General features: G+C 64.2%; 10 protein-coding genes. All 10 read left to right on the forward strand.

The features are described 5' to 3' along the window. Positions 1-107 precede the first annotated feature (107 nt). The 10 genes from R6254_RS19275 to R6254_RS19320 all read left to right on the forward strand — a co-directional run bounded on the left by R6254_RS19275 (position 108) and on the right by R6254_RS19320 (position 23,389). Positions 108-1,544, forward strand: a complete 1,437-nt coding sequence (locus R6254_RS19275) for an aminotransferase-like domain-containing protein (RefSeq protein WP_318409281.1) — start codon at positions 108-110, stop codon at positions 1,542-1,544. Between the two features lie 37 nt (positions 1,545-1,581). Then, positions 1,582-1,938 (forward strand): VOC family protein, encoded by a 357-nt coding sequence (locus tag R6254_RS19280; RefSeq protein ID WP_318409282.1) that lies wholly within the window; start codon positions 1,582-1,584, stop codon positions 1,936-1,938. A gap of 54 nt (positions 1,939-1,992) precedes the next feature. Beyond that, positions 1,993-2,613 carry a Pr6Pr family membrane protein gene (locus R6254_RS19285; protein WP_318409284.1) on the forward strand — a complete coding sequence of 207 codons (621 nt, stop codon included), beginning with the start codon at positions 1,993-1,995 and terminating at the stop codon, positions 2,611-2,613. Positions 2,614-2,772: 159 nt separating this feature from the next. After that, positions 2,773-3,807, forward strand: coding sequence for a LacI family DNA-binding transcriptional regulator (locus R6254_RS19290; protein WP_318409285.1), 1,035 nt, complete (start codon positions 2,773-2,775; stop codon positions 3,805-3,807). A 204-nt stretch (positions 3,808-4,011) separates the two neighbouring features. Continuing rightward, positions 4,012-4,974, forward strand: a complete 963-nt coding sequence (locus R6254_RS19295) for a Bug family tripartite tricarboxylate transporter substrate binding protein (protein ID WP_318409286.1) — start codon at positions 4,012-4,014, stop codon at positions 4,972-4,974. Positions 4,975-4,984: 10 nt separating this feature from the next. Then, positions 4,985-6,319, forward strand: coding sequence for a glucarate dehydratase (gene gudD, locus R6254_RS19300; RefSeq protein ID WP_318409288.1), 1,335 nt, complete (start codon positions 4,985-4,987; stop codon positions 6,317-6,319). Positions 6,320-7,144: 825 nt separating this feature from the next. Next, positions 7,145-7,651, forward strand: a complete 507-nt coding sequence (locus R6254_RS19305) for a hypothetical protein (protein ID WP_318409290.1) — start codon at positions 7,145-7,147, stop codon at positions 7,649-7,651. A gap of 107 nt (positions 7,652-7,758) precedes the next feature. Beyond that, positions 7,759-10,389 carry a beta strand repeat-containing protein gene (locus tag R6254_RS19310; RefSeq protein ID WP_318409291.1) on the forward strand — a complete coding sequence of 877 codons (2,631 nt, stop codon included), beginning with the start codon at positions 7,759-7,761 and terminating at the stop codon, positions 10,387-10,389. 113 nt (positions 10,390-10,502) lie between these two features. After that, positions 10,503-16,556 carry an SdrD B-like domain-containing protein gene (locus R6254_RS19315; protein ID WP_318409292.1) on the forward strand — a complete coding sequence of 2,018 codons (6,054 nt, stop codon included), beginning with the start codon at positions 10,503-10,505 and terminating at the stop codon, positions 16,554-16,556. Between the two features lie 5 nt (positions 16,557-16,561). Then, positions 16,562-23,389, forward strand: a complete 6,828-nt coding sequence (locus tag R6254_RS19320) for a hypothetical protein (protein ID WP_318409293.1) — start codon at positions 16,562-16,564, stop codon at positions 23,387-23,389. Positions 23,390-23,443 lie beyond the last annotated feature (54 nt).

Consider the following 23,443-nt stretch of genomic DNA (forward strand, 5'->3'; position numbering starts at 1 on the left):
TCTTGACTCTATAGTTGAAACCAGCACACTACCAATACAGTTATGCAGACAATATTTCAATCTGTACTGTTGATTTTGGCAGCACAGCCGGTACGGAAGGCCGCGCCATGTTGTTGAAAGCCGCGTCCCAGTCCCTGACCGAACAACTGGCCGGACGTTTTGCCGAACGTATCCGCAACCGCCTGCTGGCCTCGGGTGCGCGCCTGCCCTCGGTGCGGCAGTGTGCGCAACAGCAGGGCGTGAGCGCCTCCACCGTGGTGGCCGCGTATGACAGGCTGTTGGCCCTGGGGCTGGTGGAAGCTCGAAAAAATCGCGGATTTTTTGTGCGAGAAGTGGTTGTAGCCCCCGATACGCGGGCGCAATCAGCTATGAATTTAGTAGCGATGACGAAGCCGCCCACGGGTTTTCAGCCGCAGCACAACCCGGTCAACGCCACGGCGCTGATACGCGGCATGTTCCATGGCAGCAGCGACAAGGCGCAGCCCGGCATGGGGGTGTTCCCCATGGACTGGCTGGAGACCAGCTTTATGCCGGCGGCGGTGCGCCGCGTCACCAGCGCACGCGCGCTGCAGGAGTTTTCGCTGAACTACGGCGAACCGGCCGGCGACAGCGGCTTGCGCCAGGCCTTGTCAAAAAAGCTCGCCAGCCTCAACATCCCGGCCGCGCCTGAACAAATCATCACCACGGTGGGCGCGACCCATGCGCTGGATGTGGTGAGCCGCACCCTGCTGCGCGCCGGCGATTACGTGATGGTCGAAGAGCCCGGCTGGGCCATCGAGTTTGCGCGGCTCGATGCCATGGGCATGCGTATCCTGCCGGTGCCGCGCCGGGCCGACGGGCCAGACCTCGATGTGATGGCGCGTTATTGCGAGGTGCATGCGCCCAAGCTGTTTGTCAGCGTTAGCGTGTTCCACAACCCGACCGGTTATTGCCTCACGCCCGGCAGCGCGCACCGCGTCTTGCAACTGGCCAATACACACAACTTCCACATTGTTGAAGATGACACCTACAGCCACCTGGCGCCCGAACACGCGACGCGTCTGTGTGCGCTGGACGGCCTGCAACGCACGGTGTATGTCAGCGGCTTTGCCAAGATTTTGGCGCCGGGCTGGCGCGTCGGTTATTTGGCGGCGCCGCCCGAGCTGGTCGAGCGCCTGCTGGACACCAAGCTACTGGTGACTCTGACCACTCCGGCCCTGCTGGAAAAAGCGCTGGCCTGGTGTATCGACCAGGGCCAGTTGCGCCGCCATGCCGAACGTATCCGCACCCGGCTGGCGGTTGCCCGCGCCCGTAGCGTCAAGCTGGCGCTGGCGCACGGCTGCAGTTTTGCGGCCGAGCCGGCGGGCTTGTTCGGCTGGGTCGAAACCGGGGTGGACACCGACGCACTGGCGCAGCGCATGCTGGACGAAGGTTATTTACTCGCACCCGGGGCGCTGTTTCATGCGGCGCGCCAGCCCAGCACCCTGATGCGTATCAACTTTGCGACCACCCAGGATGCGGCGTTCTGGAAGGTTTTTGCGCGCCTCAGGGATGGCATGAAATGACAATTTGCAGCGACGTACACAACAGAAAGGTTTTGCCATGACGGACACAAGCCGGAACCACCGGATCGACAACATTGAATTCAAGGTCGCGGACATTGCCCGCTCGAAAGCGTTTTACGGCCAGGTGTTTGGCTGGACCTTCACCGACTACGGACCGGCCTACAGCGAGTTCAGCGACGGCAGTCTGGCCGGCGGCTTCACCACAACGGCAGCAGTCAGGCCAGCGGGTGGTCCGCTGGTCATCCTGTATGCCGACGATCTGGCCGCGACCCAGCAGCGGCTGGAGTTGGCCGGGGCTGAAATTGTCCTGCCAGTGTTTGCCTTTCCCGGCGGGCGCCGTTTTCACTTCAAGGACCCGGACGGGTATGAGCTGGCGGTCTGGTCGGCGGATTAAGCGCATCTATTCATACGGCCCGCACCCCACCGATCTGGCATCAGCCTGAAACCCATGCCTTCACAACACAAACTCTTAAGCGTCACCATCTGGTTGCTGGGGGTGCTGACGCTGGTCGCGATCGCCACGCAACTGACGATTCATCTGCGGCTCAACTTCAGCCTGGTGAATTTTTTCAGCTACTTCACCAACCTGGCCAACCTGATGGCGACCCTGGTGCTGGTGGGGACGGCGTCGCTGCGGCTGGTATCACGCGAGTTGTCGCCGGCGCTGGAGTCGGCACGCGCCATCTCGGCCGTCAACATGGCGGTGGTGGGTATTGTGTTTTCCGTGTTGCTGCGTGATGTGGATTTAGGCAGCTTGTTGCCCTGGGTGAATGTGCTTTTGCACTACGTCATGCCGGTGGCGGTCGTGCTGGAGTGGCTGCTACGTCCGCCCCGGACCCGTTTCACGGCGCGGCAGGTGGGGCTGTGCCTGGTGATCCCGCTGGCGTACCTGACGTATGTGCTGGTTCGCGGCGCCGCCGTGGCCTGGTATCCCTATCCTTTTCTCAATCCGGCCCATGTCGACGGTTACGGCGCTGTTGCGCTGTATAGGGTCGGGATCGCGCTGGTGTTCTGGCTGACGGCCTGGCTGTTATTGATGGTGTTCAGACGCTGGCAGGCCAGTGATTAGTGGTGTTTTATGACTCCAGCCCTTTGGTGACGGTCGTGAATAGCTATTAAATTAATAGCGATTCGGGTAAGGCTTAGGCCTGAACGGTGTCCTGGCCATACCGGCGCAGGGCGAAAGAAACCTGCGGCCGCGTGCTACGCCTGCGCCTAGAATCCGGCGATGAACGACGAAGACAACACGCCGGCACGGCGCAGCCGCCGAGGCAGCGGCGCGGTCACCCTGCATGACGTGGCGAGGCTGGCGGGTGTGGCGCCCATCACGGCTTCGCGCGCGCTGAACACGCCCGGCCAGGTCTCCAAAGCCTTGCTCGACAAAGTCAGCGATGCGGTCGCCCGCACGGGTTATGTGCCGAATCGCATGGCCGGCGGCCTGGCCTCGGCGCGCAGCCGTCTGGTGGCGGCGCTGGTGCCCACCATCTCCGGGCCGGTGTTTATGGAAACCGTGCGTTCGCTCAACGAAGCCCTGGCCGCCCAGGGTTACCAGTTGATGCTGGGGCAGAGTGGTTATGCCGATTCGCGCGAAGACGCTTTGTTGGATGCCATCATCAGCCGCCGGCCGGACGGCATTGTGCTGACCGGCATCATGCATTCGCCCGAAGGGCGCAAACGCCTGCTGGCCGCCGGCATCCCGGTGGTCGAAACCTGGGACCTCACGCCCACCCCCATAGACATGCTGGTGGGTTTTTCGCATGTGGACGTGGGCCGCGCGGTGGTGGATTTTCTCTACGCCCGGGGCCGGCGCCGCCTGGCCGTGATCGCCGGTGACGACGAACGTTCGCAGCGGCGCCAGCAGGCTTTTCAGGCCGCGGCCCATGCCGCCGGCTTGGGTGAGGTGGCCGTGGTGATTGTGCCGGCGCCGACCACGATGAAGCAAGGACGCAGTGCGCTGGCGGAGTTGTTGCAAACTTCGCCGGGCCTGGACGCGGTGTTTTGCAGCTCCGACCTGTTGGCTCTGGGTGTCATGACTGAAGCGCAATTGCGTGGCGTCAAGGTGCCCCAACAACTGGCGGTGGTGGGTTTTGGCGACCTTGAGTTTGCCGCCGATCTGCAGCCGGCCCTGACCAGCGTGCGTATCGACGGCATGGCGATTGGCCGGCAGGCCGCGCAATTTATCGTGGACAGAGCCGAAGGCCGCCAGGTGGCTACGCGGGTGGTGGACGTGGGCTTTTCCATCGTCAGCCGCGACAGCACCTGAGGCCCTCCAACCCCGGATTTTCCCGCCTTGACTTTTAAAAAGGTAGCGCTACCATTTGCCTGTATTTGGTCGCGTTAGCTTGGCTTTTCCACGTCAGGAATTGACCGATGCGCTGGCGCCCTTGGGCTTCGCGCCCGGCCGCTGCCCCCGTTTTGAAAATCCGGCGCCCCGCAGGCGCTATGTATCACCCCAGGAGACTTCCCCATGAAAAAACTGTTGACCGCACTCGCGATCGGGCTGGCCTTCAGTGCCGCTGCGCAGGCCCAAGCCTGGCCGGCCAAATCCGTGACCCTGGTTGTGCCTTTCCCGCCCGGTGGCTCCACCGACACCGTCGCACGTGCCATTGCGCCCAAGCTGACCGAAAAGCTGGGCCAGCCTTTTGTGGTGGAAAACAAGGCCGGCGCCACCGGCACGATTGGTGCGACGCAGGTTAAACGTTCGGCGCCCGATGGCTACAACTTCCTGGTGACCTCACTGGGCCCGCTGGTGATTGCGCCGCACCTGATCCGCAACATGCCTTACGACACCTTGAAGGATTTCGACACCATCACCGTGGCCGTGCAGGCGCCCAATGTGTTGGTGGTGCCGGCCAAGTCGCCTTACAAAACCTTGGGCGCTCTGGTGGCCTACCAAAAGATCAACCCCGGCAAGATGTCGTTTGCCTCTTCGGGCAATGGCTCCAGCGACCACCTCACGGCCGAGTTGTTCTGGCAGCAGACCGGCACCAGCGGCACCCATGTGCCCTACAAGGGCGGCGCACCGGCGATCACCGATTTGTTGGGCGGCCAGGTCGATGCCTCGTTCCAGAACATCAACGCCGTGTTGCAACACATCAAGTCCGGCAAACTGACAGCGCTGGCCATCACCTCCGGCAAACGCTCGGCGCTGCTGCCTGAGGTGCCCACGCTGGGCGAGGCCGGCATGAAAGACCTGGTGGTGTATTCCTGGCAAGCCGTGGTGGCGCCCAAGGGCCTGCCGGCCGACGTGCGCGCCAAGGCCCATGCCGCCATCGTCGCCGCGCTGAATGACCCGCAGATCAAGCAGCAGTTTGTGTCTGTCGGTTTTGAAGTGGTCGCCAACACGCCGGAACAGTTCGCCACCTTCCAGCAGCATGAATTTGCGCGCTGGAAGAAAGTCATTGAAACCGGCAAAATCAGCATTGATTGAGCGAGCTGACATGCCCATGAACACCACGCCCCGTATCACCGCCCTGCGTGTGATTCCTGTCGCCGGCCGCGACAGCATGCTGTTAAACCTCAGCGGCGCACATGGCCCCTTCTTTACGCGCAACCTCTTGATCCTCACCGACAACGCCGGGCGCACCGGCGTGGGTGAGGTGCCGGGCGGCGAAAAAATCCGCCAGACCCTGGAAGATGCTCGCGACCTCGTGGTTGGCCAGCCCATAGGCGCACACCAGCAGGTGTTGCAGCAGGTGCAGCGCCAGTTTGCCGACCGTGACGCCGGTGGCCGCGGCTTGCAGACCTTTGATTTGCGCACCACCATCCACGCCGTGACGGCCATCGAGTCGGCCCTGCTGGACCTGCTGGGCCAGCACCTGGACGTGCCGGTCGCGGCCTTGCTGGGCGAAGGCCAGCAGCGTGACGCGGTCGAGATGCTGGGCTATCTGTTTTTTGTCGGCGACAAAGCGCAGACCAACTTGCCTTATGCGAGCGAGCCGGAAGCCAAAGACGCCTGGTCGCGCCTGCGTCACGAAAAAGCCATGACGCCCGACGCCATCGTGCGCCTGGCCGAAGCCGCACACGAACGTTACGGTTTCAACGACTTCAAACTCAAGGGCGGTGTCTTGCGCGGCGAGGAAGAAGTCGACGCGATGCGCGCGCTGCATGAACGCTTTCCCGAGGCCCGCGTCACGCTGGACCCGAACGGTGGCTGGCGGCTCAAGGATGCGATCCGCCTGATGCGCGACATGCGCAGCGTGGTGGCGTATGCCGAAGACCCCTGCGGCGCCGAAGAGGGTTTCTCGGGCCGCGAGGTGATGGCCGAGTTCCGGCGTGCCACGGGTCTGCCCACCGCCACCAACATGATTGCCACCGATTGGCGTCAGTTGAGCCACGCGCTTTCGCTGCAGTCGGTGGATATTCCACTGGCCGATCCGCATTTCTGGACCATGGCCGGTTCCGTCCGTGTGGCGCAGACCTGCCGTGATTGGGGTTTGACCTGGGGCTCGCATTCGAACAACCACTTCGACGTGTCATTGGCCATGTTCACCCAGGTCGGCGCCGCCGCGCCAGGCCGTGTGACGGCCATCGACACGCACTGGATCTGGCAAGACGGCCAGCGCCTGACCAAAGAGCCTTTGAAAATTGAAGGCGGTCTGGTGCAAGTGCCGAAAAAGCCCGGCCTGGGTGTCGAGCTGGACATGGTCGAGGTCGAAAAAGCGCACCAGCTCTACAAACAGCACGGCCTGGGTTCGCGCGACGATGCCGTGGCCATGCAAAGCCTGATCCCGGGCTGGAAGTTCGACCCCAAGCGGCCAGCTTTCGACCGCTGACATCCTGACTGTCGAGGCCCGCGGCGCGACCTGAAGCTTGGTCCGAACGGAGCGGGTGGGTCGACGCCCTTGCCCCACTGTACGGGTGGCGGCTTGGGGCAAGCCGGAACTCGCCCGCACATATTGTGCGGCGTCGAGGCCGGCGTCAACACCGCTTCACGGGCGCGGCTCACACCCGACAAAACTTGTTGCTACGCAGGGGCACCCGGCTTCATGCGGCAGGTCGATCCACTGCCCTGATAGCCCCGCGACCACAGCCGGATGACGTGACCTAGGCCCTTGGTCGCTGCGGGCCTCTGCATCGCCACCCTGTGGCCAGTCCGGCGCCAGGCGCAAAAAAACCAGTCCCCAGTCCCCCGGTTCCCTTGTCTTTTCGGCCGGAGGGGCCGTCGCTCAAGCTTTGTCCGACATGTCTGCCTGGCCCGCCCGCTGCCCTTCAAATCCGTCACGGGCCCATGTTCCTCCTGGCCGTGTCGCGCGCCCGTCAGTCAGAAAGTTTGTGAATACTCGCATTTAAATCGATCTGTATTTACAAATTGATACATTGGGTCGGAGTGCGTCATATTGCCAATTTGTCTCGGATGGGGTGGGTTTTGGCATCCATCAAGGCGTAACTCAGGCCGCAGCCATTCCTTATCTTTGACAGCTATTTCACGAAAAGTCGCCTTTTCTGTGGCCTTGTGTCGCAGTTCCTCCTTCGCGCGCCTGATTTTTCCGCTAAGTAACATAGACTTACATGTAGCAACAGTTCTGTCATTGGCAGGGCTTGGGGGATGAGGCCGTTGTAACAAGTCAACGCCCGGATTTTTAACCATTGGACGAGTTATGAAACAGATTTTGAGTTTTTGTATTTTTGCGGTGGGCCTGATTTTTGGCCATGCCGCGCAGGCGCAAACCACCCCCACCATGACGTCCCAGATGGTCGCCCAACGCGTGGACATGGTGGATGGCAAGCCGGTCTTCAAGCCGGCTTCCGAGGGCAAATCAGGCGATGTCCTGCAATACAGCACCACTTACCGCAACACCGGCAGCGCCGCCGCCAGCAAGCTGCTGGCCACCGTGCCGGTTCCCGTGGGCACCACTTTGATCGCCGGCAGTGCCGACCCAGCGGCTGCTCAGGCGTCGACCGACGGCAACAACTTTGCGCCCATGCCGCTGACCCGCACGGTCAAGCAGGCCAACGGCAGCGAACGCCGGGAACCCGTTCCTCTTTCCGACTACCGCGCGCTGCGTTGGGAAATCGGCTCCTTGCCGGCCGGCGGCACCACGGTGGTGAGCCTGCGGGTACGTATTGATTCACCCCCGGCATCAGCTGCCGCCGCCAAGCCGTGACCACGGCCCGGGTTCCCTGAGCAGTTTCGCCGGCCCTGGTGGGCCTGCGATTTTCGCGTTTGTTATTTGTTGATCCATCGTTGTCTTGAAGTCAGGAGAAAAGCCTCATGTATGCCAACCCCCCAAGTCCGCAGCCCTTACGGCTGTCGCACTTTTTTACCCACTGGATGGTGGGATTGTTTGTCGCCTTCGCGTTGCTCATGGCAGGTATGGCGGCCCATGCTGCGCCGCCTCCGTCCGGCACGTCAATCAGCAACCAGGCCTCGGCCACTTATTCGGATGCATCGGGCGTCACACGCACCGTGAGCTCCAACGTGGTGCAGACCACGGTGCTACAGATCGCGAGTCTGACCTTGGCGGCCAATGGCGCGCAAAATGCGACCCCCGGCAGTGTGGTGTATTACCCGCACTCACTGACCAACACCGGTAACGGATCGGACAGCTACAACCTGACCAGCAGCAACGCCGGTGGCTTCTCGATGGCGAGCGTCCAGTTCTTCGCCGACAACGGCAGCGGCGCGCCCACAGGTTCGGCCATCACCTCGACTGGTGCTCTGGCTGCTGGCGCCACCTTCAAACTGATCGCGGTTGGCACCTTGCCGAACACGGCCACAGCCGGCCAGACCAACACCATCACGGTGACGGGTACCAGCATTTTTGACAACACCAAGACGACGTCCAATACCGACGTGACCACGGTGACGACCAATGCGGTGGTGACCCTGACCAAATCGGCCAGCATCTCCAGCGGCCCTGCGGGCACGGCCATCACCTATACGCTGACCTATACCAACACCGGCAACAGCACGGCAACCGCCGTCGCGATCACCGACATTCTTCCAGCAGGACTGACCTATACCGCCAACTCCGCACGCTGGAGCACCACCGGCGCGACGGCGCTGAGCGATAGCGGCAGCCCCAGCGGTACAGCGCCCAACACGCTGACCTCGGGCTACACCCTGGGCACCAAGACCCTGCTCGTGACGCTCAACCAGGTGACGGCCGGCCAGTCGGGCACCATCAGCTTCAGCGTCGTGGCAGCGGGTGCACCCGGCACGCTGAACAACACCGCCACGACGTCTTACAACAACGGCGCGGCCACGGTGACCGGTTCGTCCAACACGGTTCCTTTCTCGGTGCTGCAGACCGCCAGCGTGACGCTGACCGGCGCCACGGTACCCGGCCCGGCCTCACCCGGCTCGACGGTCAGTTTTACCAACACCGTGACCAACACCGGCAATGGCAGCGACACCTTCAACATGACGCTGAGCCCGGGCAATTTCCCGGCCGGTACGACCTTCCAGCTGTACAAGAGCGACGGCGCCACGCCGCTGGTGGATACCAACGGTGATGGCACCGTGGACACGGGACCGTTGGCCGCCGGCGCCACTTACAACGTGATCCTGAAAGCCACGTTGCCGCCAAACGCCGGCAGCGCGGGTGCGCCATTCATCGTCGCCAAGACGGCCACGTCGGTGTTCGACCCCACCAAATCGGCTAGCGCCAACGACCAGTTGACCGCCATCACCGGCGCGTCCGTCGATGTCACCAACGATACGGTAGGCGGCCCCGGTGTGGGCGTGTTCCCCACGGGTGAAGCTGCGATACAGAAATCCAACCAGGTCAACCCGGGCGCTTCGACAGTCTTCACCCTCGTGGCCAACAACACCGGTCCTTCGCCGGACAGCTACAACCTGGGAGCCAGCACGGTCAACACGTTTGCCAGCGTGACCCTGCCGGCCGGCTGGAGCGTGAGCTTCCGTGCCGACGGCGGTTCAAACAACTGCTCGACGATGGGGGCGACCATCACCAACACCGGTTCCGTAGCCTCAGGCGGCGCAGTCTTTGTTTGCGCGGTGGTCAGCGTGCCGGTGGGTTCTACGGCGGGTGTCACCAGCGTGTACTTCCGTACCTTGTCGCCCACGTCGAGTGTCTCTGATACGGTGCATGACGCCGTGTCCGTGGTTGCAGTGCGCTCCATCACCCTCACGCCCAACGGCGCAGGCCAGACCTACCCAGGCGGCTCTTACGTGTACAGCCACACCTTGACCAACACCGGCAACGTGCTCGAAGGCAATGGCACGGTGAGCACGATGGCCCTGGCCGCGTCCAACGCCCAGGCCGGCTGGACTTCCGCGCTGTACTACGACGCCAACAATAACGGCGTGCTCGACGCGACCGATCCGCAGATCACGGGCAACCTGCATGCCGCGGGTGTCCTGCCTGCTGGCCTGGCACCCGGCGCAGCCATCACCGTGTTCAACAAGGTGATTGCACCGAGCGGCGCCACGCCCGGCGCGGTAGACACCACGACCATCACGGTGACGACCAGCAATGGCAGCTATGTCACGACGGTTCCCGCCGTGGCAACCGCCACCGACAGCACCACGGTGATCGCAGGCAACCTGACCCTGGTCAAGATGCAGGCATTGGATGCCAACTGCGATGGCGCTGTCGATGCGGGGCAGGCTTTTGGCCAAGGCAACCTGGCTGCCAAGCCCGGCGGCTGCGTGTTGTACCAAGTCACCGTGACCAATGTGGGCTCGGCCAACGCGACCTCCGTTGTCATCTCGGATTCGACACCTAGCTACACAACGGTGAACAGTGTGGCGGCCACGACGGTGGGTAGCGTGACAGGACCCGCCGCGCTCGCTGCCGGCACTGTGACGGCAACGATCGGCACCCTGACCCCCGGTCAGTCGGCTGTCGTGACCTTCGGTGTGAAGGTCGACAACTAATCCGTCCTGACTTCTGGCGTGGGAAGCGAAAGCTTCCCCGCTTTTCAAAGAGCACCTGCGTGCCCTTTGGAAAGCGTCGCCCTGCCGCAAACCAAATCATCCATCTGCCCCACATGCTTTTCCGCCTGCTGAACAAGCTGCTGATCTCCTGCATGTTGCTGCTCTTCTGGGCCGCAGCACAGGCAGCTGCGCCCGCTGCAGGGACGGTGATCAGCGCCATGGCGACGGCGACCTTCGTGGACTCGGCGACAGGCTTGTCAGTGCGTATCAATTCCAATGTCGTGAACACCAAGGTCTTGCCGCTGGAGGCGCTCACGCTGACCGCCAGCCAGAACCTGCTGATTGGCACGGGTGCGCCGTTCACGATCAACCACAACCTGACCAACACCGGCAATGCGACAACCAACTACCTGATCACGGCCAGTGTGGCCGGTGGTGCGTTTATCCCCCTGAATCTGCAGGTGGTGCTGGATGCCAACGGCAACGGCCAGGTGGACGCCGGGGAGTCCGTGATTCCGGCCGGCGGCGTGGTCTTGCTTGCCGTCGGCGCCAATGCGGGCCTGCTGGTGACCGGCCAGATTCCCGCCGGTGCGACGCCAGGCCAAACGGCACAAATTACCCTGAGCGCGGTCAGCCAGGCCCAGGGGGCCGCGGCCAGCAACACCGATACGATCAACCTCACCAACGCCGCGGCGGTCCAGGTGACGCTGGCAGCGGCTTCCGCCACGGCGACGCCGGGCACCGACCTGGGCTTGACGGCCAAGGCCATCAACAACGGCAACATGGCGGCCAGCCCCACCAGCCTCACGGTCGATGGCGTACCGGCGACGCGTTTCATCTTGCGCATTCCCGTGCCTGTGAACACCACCTTTGTGTCCGCCCAACCTGCCACCCACCCAGGCGCGCAGACGCTGTTTCATCTGCTGGGTGGTGCCGCCAATAGCTACGTCACGGTGGTGCCGGCCGGCGTGGCGGTCGATGCCGTGGCCTGGAGCATCGCCAATTTAGCGCAGGGCGGCTTGTTGCAGGGGCAGTTCACGGTCAATGTGAATTCGAACGCCGCCGGCAACGTGACAGGTACCTCTTATGCGGGCTGGAACGATGCGGGCGCGCCCTTGATCACCCCCAGCAATACCGTGGTGCTGCCGTTGCCGTCACGTGCGGCCAGTATTCTTTTTTATACCAACAACAGTTATGTCACCAAGACCACCCAGAGCACACCCGGCAGCCCGCTGTTTGTGCAGCTCGATGCGGCCATTTGTAATGCCGACCCCGCCCTGATCGGCACGGTGCCGGTTAAGGTCGTCAGCCAGTTGACTGGGGATGCGGAAATTTTCACTGGCGTGGAAACCGGCCCGAACACCGGCATTTTTCGCATCCAGCCGCATATTCCCACGGCGGATGCAAGCGTGCATATCGTGGCCGCGGGCGACGGCATTCTGGAAGTGCTGAGCAACGATACCGTGACCGCCACCATCACGAGCTGCAGCGGCATTTCGGTGTCGGCCACCACCATGCTGCTGGTGGATCCGTCCGGCACGGTCTACAACTCCAATACCAATCAGCCGATTGTCGGCGCCACCGTGCAACTGATCGATGTCACCGGTGCGGGCAACGGCGGTAGCCCCGGCGGGCCGGCAGTGGTGTTTCAGGCCGATGGCGTGACGCCGGCGCCCAGCGTCATCGTGACGGCGGCCAACGGCCGCTACGAGTTCCCGCTGGTGCTGAGCAGCACCTACCGTCTGGTGATTACCGCGCCAGCGGGTTACACCTCCCCATCCGTGCTGCCCGCCGCGCTGCAGCCAGCCGGACGCCTGATCGACACACCGGGTTCTTACGGCGGCAACTTTCTGGTGGCCGGTTTGCCGGTGCATTTCGATGTGCCGATGGACCCCGGCAGCGCGGGTAGCCTGTTCATCCAGAAAACGGCCAACAAGAAGACCGCCGAAATCGGGGATTTTGTTGACTACGCGATCAAGTTCAACAATGTTGGTGCGGTGCCGCTGCCGGCCACGGTGGTCAACGACAGCCTGCCGGCCGGATTTGCCTATGTGCGCGGCAGCGCGCGGTTCAACGGCGCGCCGCTGGCAGACCCGGCCGGTGGCGCGGGCCCCAGCCTGCAGTTTGCGGTGGGTGCCATAGCTGTCGGCGCGCAACCGACCTTGACCTACCGCCTGCGTATCGGCGTGGGCAGCCAGAGTGGTAATGGCACCAACACCGCCCAGGCGGCCAGCGCTGCGGTACGGTCCAACCGATCCAGCGTGCGCGTGCAGGTGGTTGGCGGCGTGTTCTCCAACAAGGCCTATGTGATCGGCAAGGTGTTTGCCGACTGCAGCCGCGACGGCGTGCAGGACGCTGGCGAAGCGGGTATTCCGGGCGTGCGTATTTACCTGGAAGACGGCACTTATGCGGTGACGGACGAAGAAGGCAAGTACAGCTTCTACGGCCTGGAGCCACGCACCCATGTTGCCAAGGTCGACAACATCACCTTACCCGCGGGCGCCACGCTGGCGGTGCTGAACAATCGCAACGCTTTTGACGGCGGCAGCCGTTTTGTGGACCTGACCAACGGCGAGTTGCACAAGGCCGACTTTGCCATCGCCGAATGCACACCAGGCATTCGCGAGCAGATCGTCGCGCGCCGCAAGGCCCTCAGCAATCCTTCGGAAATTGTCCAGGCCGCCGGCACCTTGTTGCAGGCCAACCGCGGCGCGGTTGCGGTGGATGGCCGCACCTTGCCCGCCAGCGGCGGCTTCGGACTGCCCGGCGCATTGCAAAACAATGCTGGCTCCAATGCCCTGGCCCCGCTGCCGGGAGGCATGGCAACCAACCCGGCCGGCACGCTGGGCGCCGTGGGGGACACCGGCGGCCCTTATGCACCCAATGCACGGGGCTTGCCCAAGCCGATTTACACGCCGCTTGGTATTGAGCCCGCGCCAGCGTCGGCGCCAGCCACTCCGACCGCCAGCGCTGAAGCGGCGCAAGCGGCCCAGCCGCTTGAAGACCTGTTGCCTGACCTGACGGCCGAAACCGCCTTTGTGGGTCTGGTGGACGACCAGTTGATGTCTTCCACCCAGACCCGGGTTCGTGTCAAGGGCCCGCTGGGCGCGAGTTTCGAGCTCACGGTCAATGGACAGGCTGTGCCGGCGACGCAGGTCGGCAAAAAGAGCAACTTGGAGAAGAACAAGGTTGTGGCCTGGGAGTACATCGGGGTGGACCTCCAGGCCGGTCGCAACACGCTGGTTGTGCGTGCGGTCGACAGTTTTGGCGGAACCCGTGGCACGGCGCAAGTCACGCTGCGGGTGCCTGGCGCGTTGGCAAAAATCGACGTTGGCGCGCCGCCGCAACTGGTCGCAGACGGCACGACCGCCGTGCCTATCACGATTTCCCTGCGCGATGCACAAGGCCTGCCTGTGGCCGCGCGCACCCAGGTCAGCCTGCAGGCCAGCCTGGGCCAGTGGCAAACGCCCGACCTCGATGCGCGCCAGCCCGGGACGCAGGTTTTTGTCGAGGGTGGTGAAGGGCGCTTTCTGCTGCTGCCGCCGGCCCAGCCCGGCAAGGCCGAGCTCAACATCATCAGCGGCACCGTCAAGTCCGCCGCCAGCATCGAGTTCCTGCCCAACCTGCGGCCCATGATTGCCGCCGGTATTGTGGAGGGCGTCATCAACCTGCGCAGCCTGAATCCTTCGGCCTTGCAACCTTCGCAAAGCGGCGATGTGTTTGAGCGCCAGATCCAGAGCACTTCGCGTAGTTTTTCCAACGGCAAAGGGGACGCGGGCGCGCGAACCGCTTTTTTCCTGAAAGGCAAGGTTCTCGGGTCCTCGCTGTTGACCCTGGCCTACGACTCCGACAAACCTTCCGACACGGCGCTGTTCCGCGACATCCAGCCCAACCAGTTTTACCCGGTGTATGGCGATTCGTCGGCACGCGGCTTTGACGCGCAGTCGACCGGCAGGCTGTATGTCATGCTGCAAAACGGCACCAGCTATGCCTTGCTGGGCGATTATTCGACCCAGAGCGACAATCCCGCGCGCCAGCTGACCCAGTATGCCCGCGCCCTCAATGGCGTGAAGGGGCGCTACCAGGAGGGCGTGCTGACGGCGGAGGCTTTTGCCAGCCGCACGTCCGCGACGCAAGTCGTGCAGGAGTTCCGCGCCAACGGCACTTCCGGGCCATTCCGTCTCAATATGAACGGCGTCGTCAACAGCCAGCAGGTCAATGTCATCACCCGTGGCCGCAACCAGGCCTCGGTCATCGTGAAAGACACGCCGCTCACGCCCTTCACCGACTACGAGATCGAGGCTTACAGCGGCCAGTTGTTGCTCAAGTCGCCGGTGCCCAGTGTGGACGCCGACCTCAACCCAATCTTTTTGCGCGTGAGTTATTCCGTGGATATGGGTGGCCCCAAGCACGACGTGGCCGGTGCCGATGTCCGGGTGCAAGTCGCCCCAGGCATCACGGTGGGGGCCAGCACCATGCGCGACACCGATCCGCTCAACCAGCAAAGCCTGAATGGCGTTAATGTGCTGGCGCGCCTGGGCGAGAAGACCGTGCTGACCGGCGAGCTGGCCCGCAGCAGCACCGACCTGCAGGGCAGTGGCGCTGGCCAACGCGCCGAACTGCGGCACGAAGACAAGGCGCTGCAGGCGCGTGTCTGGGGTGTTAATACCAGCGCCGGTTTTGTCAATCCCAACAGCATGCAGTCCGCCGGCCTGTCGGAATACGGCGCCAAGATCGGTTACGCCGTCGACGAAAAAAATCGCCTGGTGGGCGAAGCCCTGCGAACCGCCAACAGCGTCACCGGTGCGGCGCAGACCGGCATGGAGCTGAAGCTCGAACACAGCCTGGGCGGCAATATCAAGCTTGAAGTGGGCGTGCGTTACAGCAGCGCCAACACGGCGGCGGCGCTGTCTGCACCGGCCCTGCCTGGGACCTCGGTGCCGGTGATCCCCTCGCCGGCCGCACTGGCTGCCGGATCGACTGAAGAGGTGGGAACCACCACCGCGCGTGTCAAGCTCACCGTGCCTGTGCCGAATGTGCCGCAAGCAGATGTTTTTGGCCTGGTCGAATACGCGATTGACGGCACAGGGGGCAAGGAGGTTGGCATTGGCGGCAACTACGCCATTAATTCCACGACCCGTCTTTATGGGCGTCACGATTTCATCAACAGTCTCAAGGGTCCTTACACGCTCAATCCGGCGGCGTCGCAGTACACCACGGTGGCGGGCATCAACACGGAACTCACCGACAGCACCCAGCTGTTCAATGAATACCGCATGGGTGACAGCATCAACGGCCGCAACAGCGAGGCCGCTGTCGGCCTGCGCCGGCTCTGGCGCCTGGACAACGGCATCGGCCTGACCGGCAGCGTTCAGCGCATCAAGCCTCTGACCGGTGTCACGCAGACCGACTCCAGCGCCGTGACGCTGGGCGCCGACTACACGGCCGCCGCCGACTGGAAAGCCTCGGGCCAGGTTCAGTGGCAGACCTCGACCACCTCGCGCAGTTGGTTGCTGACCGGCGCGCTGGCCAACAAGCTCGATGAAAACTGGACGCTGCTCAACCGCGGGCTTTACAGCGAGCAGGTCAACCTCGGCGCGGGCGCCGGCCAGCGTGAACTGCTGACGTTGCAGTCGGGCGTGGCCTACCGGCCGGTCGACACCAATGTGTGGAACGCACTGGGGCGTGTCGAATACAAAAAAGACGCGGACAGCACCCTGGGGCCCGGCCTGCGCCGCGACGAGACCGGCCTGATCCTGTCGACCCACCTCAACGTGCAGCCACGCCGCGATTGGGTCATGAGCGCGCGTTATGCCGCCAAGTGGGGCCGCGACCAGTCCAACGACCTGAACAGCCACTCGGTCACGCAGCTGCTGGGCGGACGTTCGACCTGGGATCTCAGCGAACGCTGGGATGTCAGCCTGCAGGCCTACCGCATGTGGGGTGGCGGTGCCGCGGAAACCGCCGTCGGCCTGGAAGTCGGTTACCTGGCCTTCAAGAACATGTGGCTGTCCCTGGGTTACAACATCAAGGGCTTCCGTGCTCCCGACCTCGCGGGCGAGGCCTACACTCAGCGCGGCCTCTACGTGCGCCTGCGCTTTAAATTTGACGAGAACTTGTTGGGCTCTTCCGCCAGCGCCACCGGGCCGGCGATCAGCAAACCATGAAAACCATGACGCCATTCACCACGTTTCTCGGGCGCCTTGCGCAGCGCACGCGGCTACAACCGGGCATCGCCGTCGCCTTGGCCGGGCTGTTCCTGCTGGCTCTGTTGCCTCGTGAAGTCAGCGCCCAAGCTCAAACCTTCAACTACACCGGCGCGGTGCAAACCTATACCGTTCCTGCTGGTGCGGCCGGGGTGATCATCCAGGCCAATGGTGCGGGCGGCGGCAGCGGCGGAAACGATGCCAATGGCTGGGGCGGCGCCGGCGGCGACGGCGCCCGGGCCACGGGCACGTATTTGGCAGCACCTGGCACGGTACTTAATATTTATGTGGGCCAAGGCGGGCAGTCTGGAAAGACTTCGGACGGAAACCCCTACACCCGCGCCACCTCTGTTGGCGCGGGTGGCCTTGCAGGAGGGACAACCGGGTATGCGGGCGGGGTTGGGGGAACTCCCGGCGGCAGTGGCTGGTCTGGCGGCGGTGCCGGCGGTGGTGCCGCCAGTGTGGTGGCCACGAGCGGCAATACCCGGGTGCTGATCGCCGGCGGCGGCGGCGGCGGGCAGGGCGGCGCATTGGATGTGATGGGTCGGGCTGGCCTCGACGCTTCGGCCACGGGCGCTATGCCAGGCGCTGCAGGCCAGGCAGGAACAGGCCGTGCAAATGGCGAGGATGGTGCTGGCGGCGGTGGCGGCGGTGCTGGTTGCCCCCGTGGCACCGGGGGAGGGGCCGTGGCGGACAGCAGCGGCACCAACACCTCCACACAGGCGACAGGCGGCGGTTCATGTAATACGGCAGCGGTGACGGGTTTTAGCGTGACCGGTGGTGCCGGTGGTGCAGGGGGGCCTTCAGTCACGGGGGTTGCACCGGCCAGTGGCAATCCTGGCAGCAACGGCTCCGTCATCATCACCCCGATCATCCCGGCGCTGAGCCTCACCAAATCCCAGCCCAGCCCGGCGCTGCAAACCGCCGTCAACAGCGTGTACACCCTGACAGTGACCAACAGTGGCACGGGGCCCGCGTCGGCGGCACGTGTGCTGGACCAGTTGCCGGCCAACCTGAGCTACGTTAGTGGTATCGGCACCAACTGGAGCTGCAGTGCCGCAGGTGGTCTGGTGACCTGTAACTTTGTTGGCACGATCGCAGCTGGCGTTGGTAGTTCGACCATCGCGATCACCGTCACACCGACCAACACCACGACGGCCATCACCAACTATGCCGCGGTGGGCTCTAATGGCACCACCACCGTGCCGACACCCACGACGTGTACAGCGGCCAACACGCCTACAGCCGGCTGCGCAGCGCCAGTGACGAATAGCGTGGTACTCGGGCTGGTCAAGTCGGCGCCGAGTCCGGCGCTGCAGGTTAGCAACAACAGCGCCTACACCTTGACAGTGACCAATAGCGGCACTGCGACGGCGACGACGGCGCGTGTGGTGGACCAGTTGCCGGCCAACATGACCTATGTCAGCGGCACCGGCACCGGCTCCGGCTGGAGCTGTAGCGCTGCCGGTGGACTGGTGACCTGTAATTTTGTCGGCACAATCACCGCTGGCGGCGGCACGTCGGTGCTTACCATCACAGCCACGCCGACCAGCACGGCCAGCGTGATCAACCGCGCAGCCGTGGACCCGACCGGCGGCACCACGCCGCCAACGGCCAGCACATGTACGGCAACCAACACGCCCAGCGCAGGTTGTGCGGCCCCAGTGACCAATACCCCGACCAGCGTGATTCTGGGCCTGGTCAAGTCAGTGCCAAGCCCTGCGCTGCAGGTGGGCAACAACAGTGCCTATACCCTGACGGTGACCAACAGCGGCACCGCTGGAACCACAACAGCACGTGTGGTGGACCAGTTGCCGGCCAATATGACCTATGTCAGTGGCACGGGCACCGGCTGGACATGTACGCCCAGCGGCAGCACGCTGGTGACCTGTGACTACAGCGGAAGTATTGCTGCGGGCGGCGGCACGGCGGCCATCACCATCACGGCCACGCCGACCAGCACGGCCCAGGTGATCAATCGCGCCGCCGTGGACCCAACAGGCGGAGCTACGCCGCCAACGGCCAGCACCTGTACGGCGGCCAACACGCCCAGTGCTGGTTGCGCGGCACCCATCACCAGCACACCGACCAGCGTGATTCTGGGCCTGGTCAAGTCGACACCCAGCCCTGCTTTGCAGGTCGGCAGCAACAGTGCCTACACGCTGACCGTGACCAATACCGGAACGGCAACAACAACAACGGCACGTGTTGTGGATCAACTGCCGGCCAACCTGACGTATGTCAGTGGTGCTGGCACCAATTGGAGCTGTAGTGTTGCCGCTGGGCTGGTGACCTGTAACTACAGTGGTCCCGCCATTGCTGCCAGCGGCGGCACGGCCGCTGTTGTCATCACGGTCACGCCCACCAGCACGGCCCAGGTGATCAACCGTGCCGCCGTGGACCCGACGGGTGGCACCACGCCGCCAACGGCCAGCACCTGTACAGCAGCCAACACGCCCAGCGCCGGTTGCGCGGCACCCGTGACCAGCACACCGACCAGCGTGATCCTGGGCCTGGTCAAGTCAACACCCAGTCCTGCGCTGCAGGTAGGCAACAGCAGCGCCTACACGCTGACCGTGACCAATACCGGCACCGCCGCCAGCACAACAGCCCGCATCACCGATCAGTTGCCTGCCAATCTCAGCTATGTCAGCGGCGTGGGTGCTGGCTGGACTTGTTCTGTGGTCGGCTCGCTGGTGACTTGTAACTACAGTGGCACCATCGCCGCCAGTGGCGGAGCGGCGGCTGTTGTCATTACGGCCACTCCGACCAGCACAGCCAGCGCGACCAACTATGCATCGGTGGATCCGACCGGCGGCACAGCTACACCGACCCCCACCTCCTGTACCGCGGCCAACGCGCCGGCGGCAGGTTGCGCGGCACCCGTGACCAATACCCCCACGAGCGTGATCCTGGGGCTGGTCAAGTCAGCGCCAAGCCCAGCCCTTCAGGTGGGTAGCAACAGCGCTTACACCCTGACCGTGACCAATACCGGAACGGCAGCGACAACAACGGCGCGCGTGGTGGACCAGTTGCCGGCCAACCTAACCTATGTCAGTGGTGCGGGCACCAATTGGAGCTGTAGTGTCGCCGCTGGGCTGGTGACCTGTGACTACAGCGGTCCCGCCATTACCGCAGGCGGAGGCACGTCAACGATCACCATCACAGCCACCCCGACCAGCACGGCCAGCGTGATCAACCGCGCAGCCGTGGACCCGACAGGCGGCGCCACGCCGCCGACGGCCAGCACCTGTACGGCGGCCAACACCCCCAGCGCCGGTTGTGCGGCCCCAGTGACCAATACCCCCACCAGTGTGATCCTGGGCCTGGTCAAATCGATGCCCAGTCCGGCGCTCAAGGTGGGCAGCAACAGTGCCTACACCTTGACGGTGACGAATACCGGCACGGCAGCGACAACAACAGCCCGCATCACGGACCAGCTGCCGGCCAACATGACGTATGTCAGCGGCGTGGGCACGGGCTGGACCTGTACACCCAGCGGCAGCACCTTGGTGACCTGTAACTACAGCGGCAGCATTGCAGCGGGCGGCGGCACATCGGTGCTCACCATCACGGCCACGCCAACCAGCGTCGCCTCGGTCACCAACTTTGCGTCGGTGGACCCGACGGGCGGGACGGTTTCTCCGACCCCCACGACCTGTACCGCAGCGAATGCACCCAGTACCGGTTGCGCGGCCCCTGTGATCAGCACGCCGACCAGCGTGATCCTGGGGCTGCTCAAGTCAGCACCCAGCCCGGCCTTGCAGGTGGGCAGCAACAGCGCCTACACGCTGACGGTGACGAATACCGGAACGGCGGCGACAACAACGGCGCGTGTGGTGGACCAGTTGCCGGCCAACATGAGCTATGTCAGTGGGACTGGCACGGGCTGGACCTGTACGCCAACCGGTAGCACGCTGGTGACCTGTGACTACATCGGCAGCATTGCAGCCGGGGGCGGCACGGTCGCTGTTGTGATCACGGCCACCCCGACCAGCACAGCCAGCGTGAGCAACCGCGCCGCCGTGGACCCAACCGGCGGCACCACGCCGCCAACGGCCAGCACCTGTACGGCGACCAATACGCCCAGCGCCGGTTGCGCAGCCCCTGTGACCAACACGCCGACCAGCGTGATTTTGAGCCTGGTCAAATCGGCGCCCAGCCCAGCGCTCAAGGTCGGCAGCAACAGTGCCTACACCTTGACCGTGACCAATACCGGAACGGCAGCGGCCACAACGGCGCGCGTGCTGGACCAGTTGCCGGCCAATATGACGTATGTCAGCGGCACCGGTTCCGGCTGGAGTTGCAGCGTCGCCGCGGGACTGGTGACCTGTAATTTTGTCGGCACCATCCCGGCGGGCGGCGGCACCTCGGTGCTCACCATCACGGCCACGCCGACCAGCACGGCCAGCGTGACCAACTATGCAGCGGTCGATCCAACAGGCGGAACCGTTCCACCGACCCCCACCACCTGTACCGCAGCCAACGCGCCGACGGCAGGCTGCGCGGCGCCTGTGATCAGCGCGCCAACCAACGTGATTCTGGGTCTGGTCAAGTCTGTGCCAAGTCCTGCCTTGCAAGTGGGCAGCAACAGCGCCTACACCTTGACGGTGACCAATACCGGAACGGCAGCGACCACCACGGCGCGTGTGGTGGACCAGTTGCCGGCCAACATGACGTTTGTGAGCGCGACCGGCACGGGCTGGACCTGCTCGACCTCGGGTAGCACGCTGGTGACGTGTAACTACAGTGGCAGCATTGCTGCGGGCGGCGGCACGGCGGCAATCACCATCACGGCTACGCCGACCAGCACGGCCAGTGTGACCAACTATGCAGCGGTGGATCCGACAGGCGGAACCGTTCCACCGACCCCTACCACCTGTACCGCGGCCAATGCGCCAAGCGCAGGTTGCGCCACACCGGTGACCAGCACACCTACCAGCGTGATCCTGGGTCTCGTCAAGTCAGCGCCCAGCCCTGCGTTGCAGGTCTTCAGCAACAGCGCCTACACCCTGACAGTGACCAACACCGGCACCGCCGCAACCACAACCGCGCGCGTGGTGGACCAGTTGCCCGTCAACCTGACTTATGTCAGCGGTGTGGGCACGGGCTGGTCCTGCACCACGGCCGCCAATGCCGGCGGCACCTTGGTGACCTGTAACTACAGCGGCTCCATCGCCGGCGGCGGTGGTAACGCCGCCCTGGTCATCACGGTCACGCCAACCAGCAGTGCACCGGTGACGAATTACGCCTCGGTGGATCCTACCGGCGGTACGACGCCCCCGGTCCCCACCACCTGTACCGCGGCCAATCTGCCGAGCGCGGGCTGCGCGGCGCCTGTGAGCACCACGGCAGGCCGGCTGGTAGCGGGCAATGTGTACAGCGACGCGAACCACAACGGTAGCCTGGATGCGGGCGAGGTTGGCATTGGCGGGCAGATATATGTCAAGTTGGCGACGTTCTCAGGCGGCGTGTGCGTCAATCCCGCCACGGACTTTGCCCCGGTGGATGTCAGCACAGGTGCTTACAGCCTGCCCAGCGTGGCGCAAGGCAGTTACTGCCTGATCGTGGACGGCAACAACACCCTGAGTGACATCACTGCAGGCTACCCGGCCGGCTGGCTAGGTACCCAGAACCCGACGGGCGTGATCCAGCTCATGGTCGGCGCCGCGCCACCTGCGCCGCAAAACTTCGGCCTGTACAACGGCAGCAAAGTCAGCGGTACTGTGTTTGCCGACAACGGAGCTGGCGGTGGCACAGCCAACAACGGTATCAAGGCTGGTAGCGAAGCGGGTATGGTCGGCGTCACCGTCCACGCCTTGCAAGGTGTCACGGCGGTGGCCAGCGCCAGCAGTGCCAGCGACGGCAGCTACATCTTGTGGGTACCGGCGACCATCAGCGGCACCGTGGTCATCACGCCGGCACTACCGTCTGGCTACATCGCCACCGGTGGCTCAGCCGGTAGCACCGGCGGCAGTTATACCCGCCCCAGCGTCAGCTACACCGCCGCGGCCGGACAAAGCCCGAGCGGCGTGAACTTCGGCCTGGTGCCGCCCAATACCCTGGCCCCCAACGGAGCGCAGACCACCCAGCCTGGCACCATCGTGTTTTACGCCCATACCTACAGCGCCGGCACCGGCGGCCAGGTCAGCTTCACACTGGCCAATGCCGCCACGCCGGCCAGCCCGGTCTGGAACCAGGTGCTTTACCAGGACAGCAACTGCAGCGCCACGCTGGAGTCCAGTGAACCTCCGGTGACCGCCGCCGTCACCGTCACCGCCGGGCAAACCATTTGCCTGATCGTCAAGCAGTTTGTGCCTGCAGGCGCCGGCCAGGGTGCGCAGAACAGCGTGACGCTGAGCGCCGCCTTCACCTACACCAACGCCAACCCGGCGCTGGCCGTCAACACCTTGAGCGCCACCGACATCACCACGGTCGGCCAGGCTGGCGATTTGTCACTGGCCAAGCTGGTGAGTAACGTCACCCAGGCCTTGCCTGCGGCCACCAGTGTGAACGCCAAGCCTGGCGATACCCTGGAGTACAAGTTGACCGCCACCAACAGCGGTACACAGGCGCTGTCCACCTTGTTCGTGAATGATTCGACGGCGGCCTTCACCGGCTTCGTCTCCGCCGCCTGCCCACTGCCTGCGAGCCTGCCGGCAGGCATCACGGCCTGCGCGGTGACGACGCAGCCGGCGGTGGGTGCGCAGGGCGCGCTGAAGTGGACCTTCACCGGATCGCTGGCCCCCAGTGCCCAGCTCAGCGTCACTTACCAGGTCAAGGTTGACCAGTAAGTGCCTCGGGGCGGCTGGTTTTTATGCGTCATTTTGGCCTCTAGCCCAATAAAT

The organism is Polaromonas potterensis, from assembly GCF_033446725.1.
Lineage (GTDB): Bacteria > Pseudomonadota > Gammaproteobacteria > Burkholderiales > Burkholderiaceae_C > Polaromonas.

What these genes read in the sequence shown, in the direction of transcription:
- R6254_RS19275 (WP_318409281.1), top strand. Translation starts at nt 108, where the DNA reads ATGTTGTTGAAAGCCGCGTCCCAGTCCCTGACCGAACAACTGGCCGGA.
- R6254_RS19280 (WP_318409282.1), top strand. Translation starts at nt 1,582, where the DNA reads ATGACGGACACAAGCCGGAACCACCGGATCGACAACATTGAATTCAAG.
- R6254_RS19285 (WP_318409284.1), top strand. Translation starts at nt 1,993, where the DNA reads ATGCCTTCACAACACAAACTCTTAAGCGTCACCATCTGGTTGCTGGGG.
- R6254_RS19290 (WP_318409285.1), top strand. Translation starts at nt 2,773, where the DNA reads ATGAACGACGAAGACAACACGCCGGCACGGCGCAGCCGCCGAGGCAGC.
- R6254_RS19295 (WP_318409286.1), top strand. Translation starts at nt 4,012, where the DNA reads ATGAAAAAACTGTTGACCGCACTCGCGATCGGGCTGGCCTTCAGTGCC.
- gudD (WP_318409288.1), top strand. Translation starts at nt 4,985, where the DNA reads ATGCCCATGAACACCACGCCCCGTATCACCGCCCTGCGTGTGATTCCT.
- R6254_RS19305 (WP_318409290.1), top strand. Translation starts at nt 7,145, where the DNA reads ATGAAACAGATTTTGAGTTTTTGTATTTTTGCGGTGGGCCTGATTTTT.
- R6254_RS19310 (WP_318409291.1), top strand. Translation starts at nt 7,759, where the DNA reads ATGTATGCCAACCCCCCAAGTCCGCAGCCCTTACGGCTGTCGCACTTT.
- R6254_RS19315 (WP_318409292.1), top strand. Translation starts at nt 10,503, where the DNA reads ATGCTTTTCCGCCTGCTGAACAAGCTGCTGATCTCCTGCATGTTGCTG.
- R6254_RS19320 (WP_318409293.1), top strand. Translation starts at nt 16,562, where the DNA reads ATGACGCCATTCACCACGTTTCTCGGGCGCCTTGCGCAGCGCACGCGG.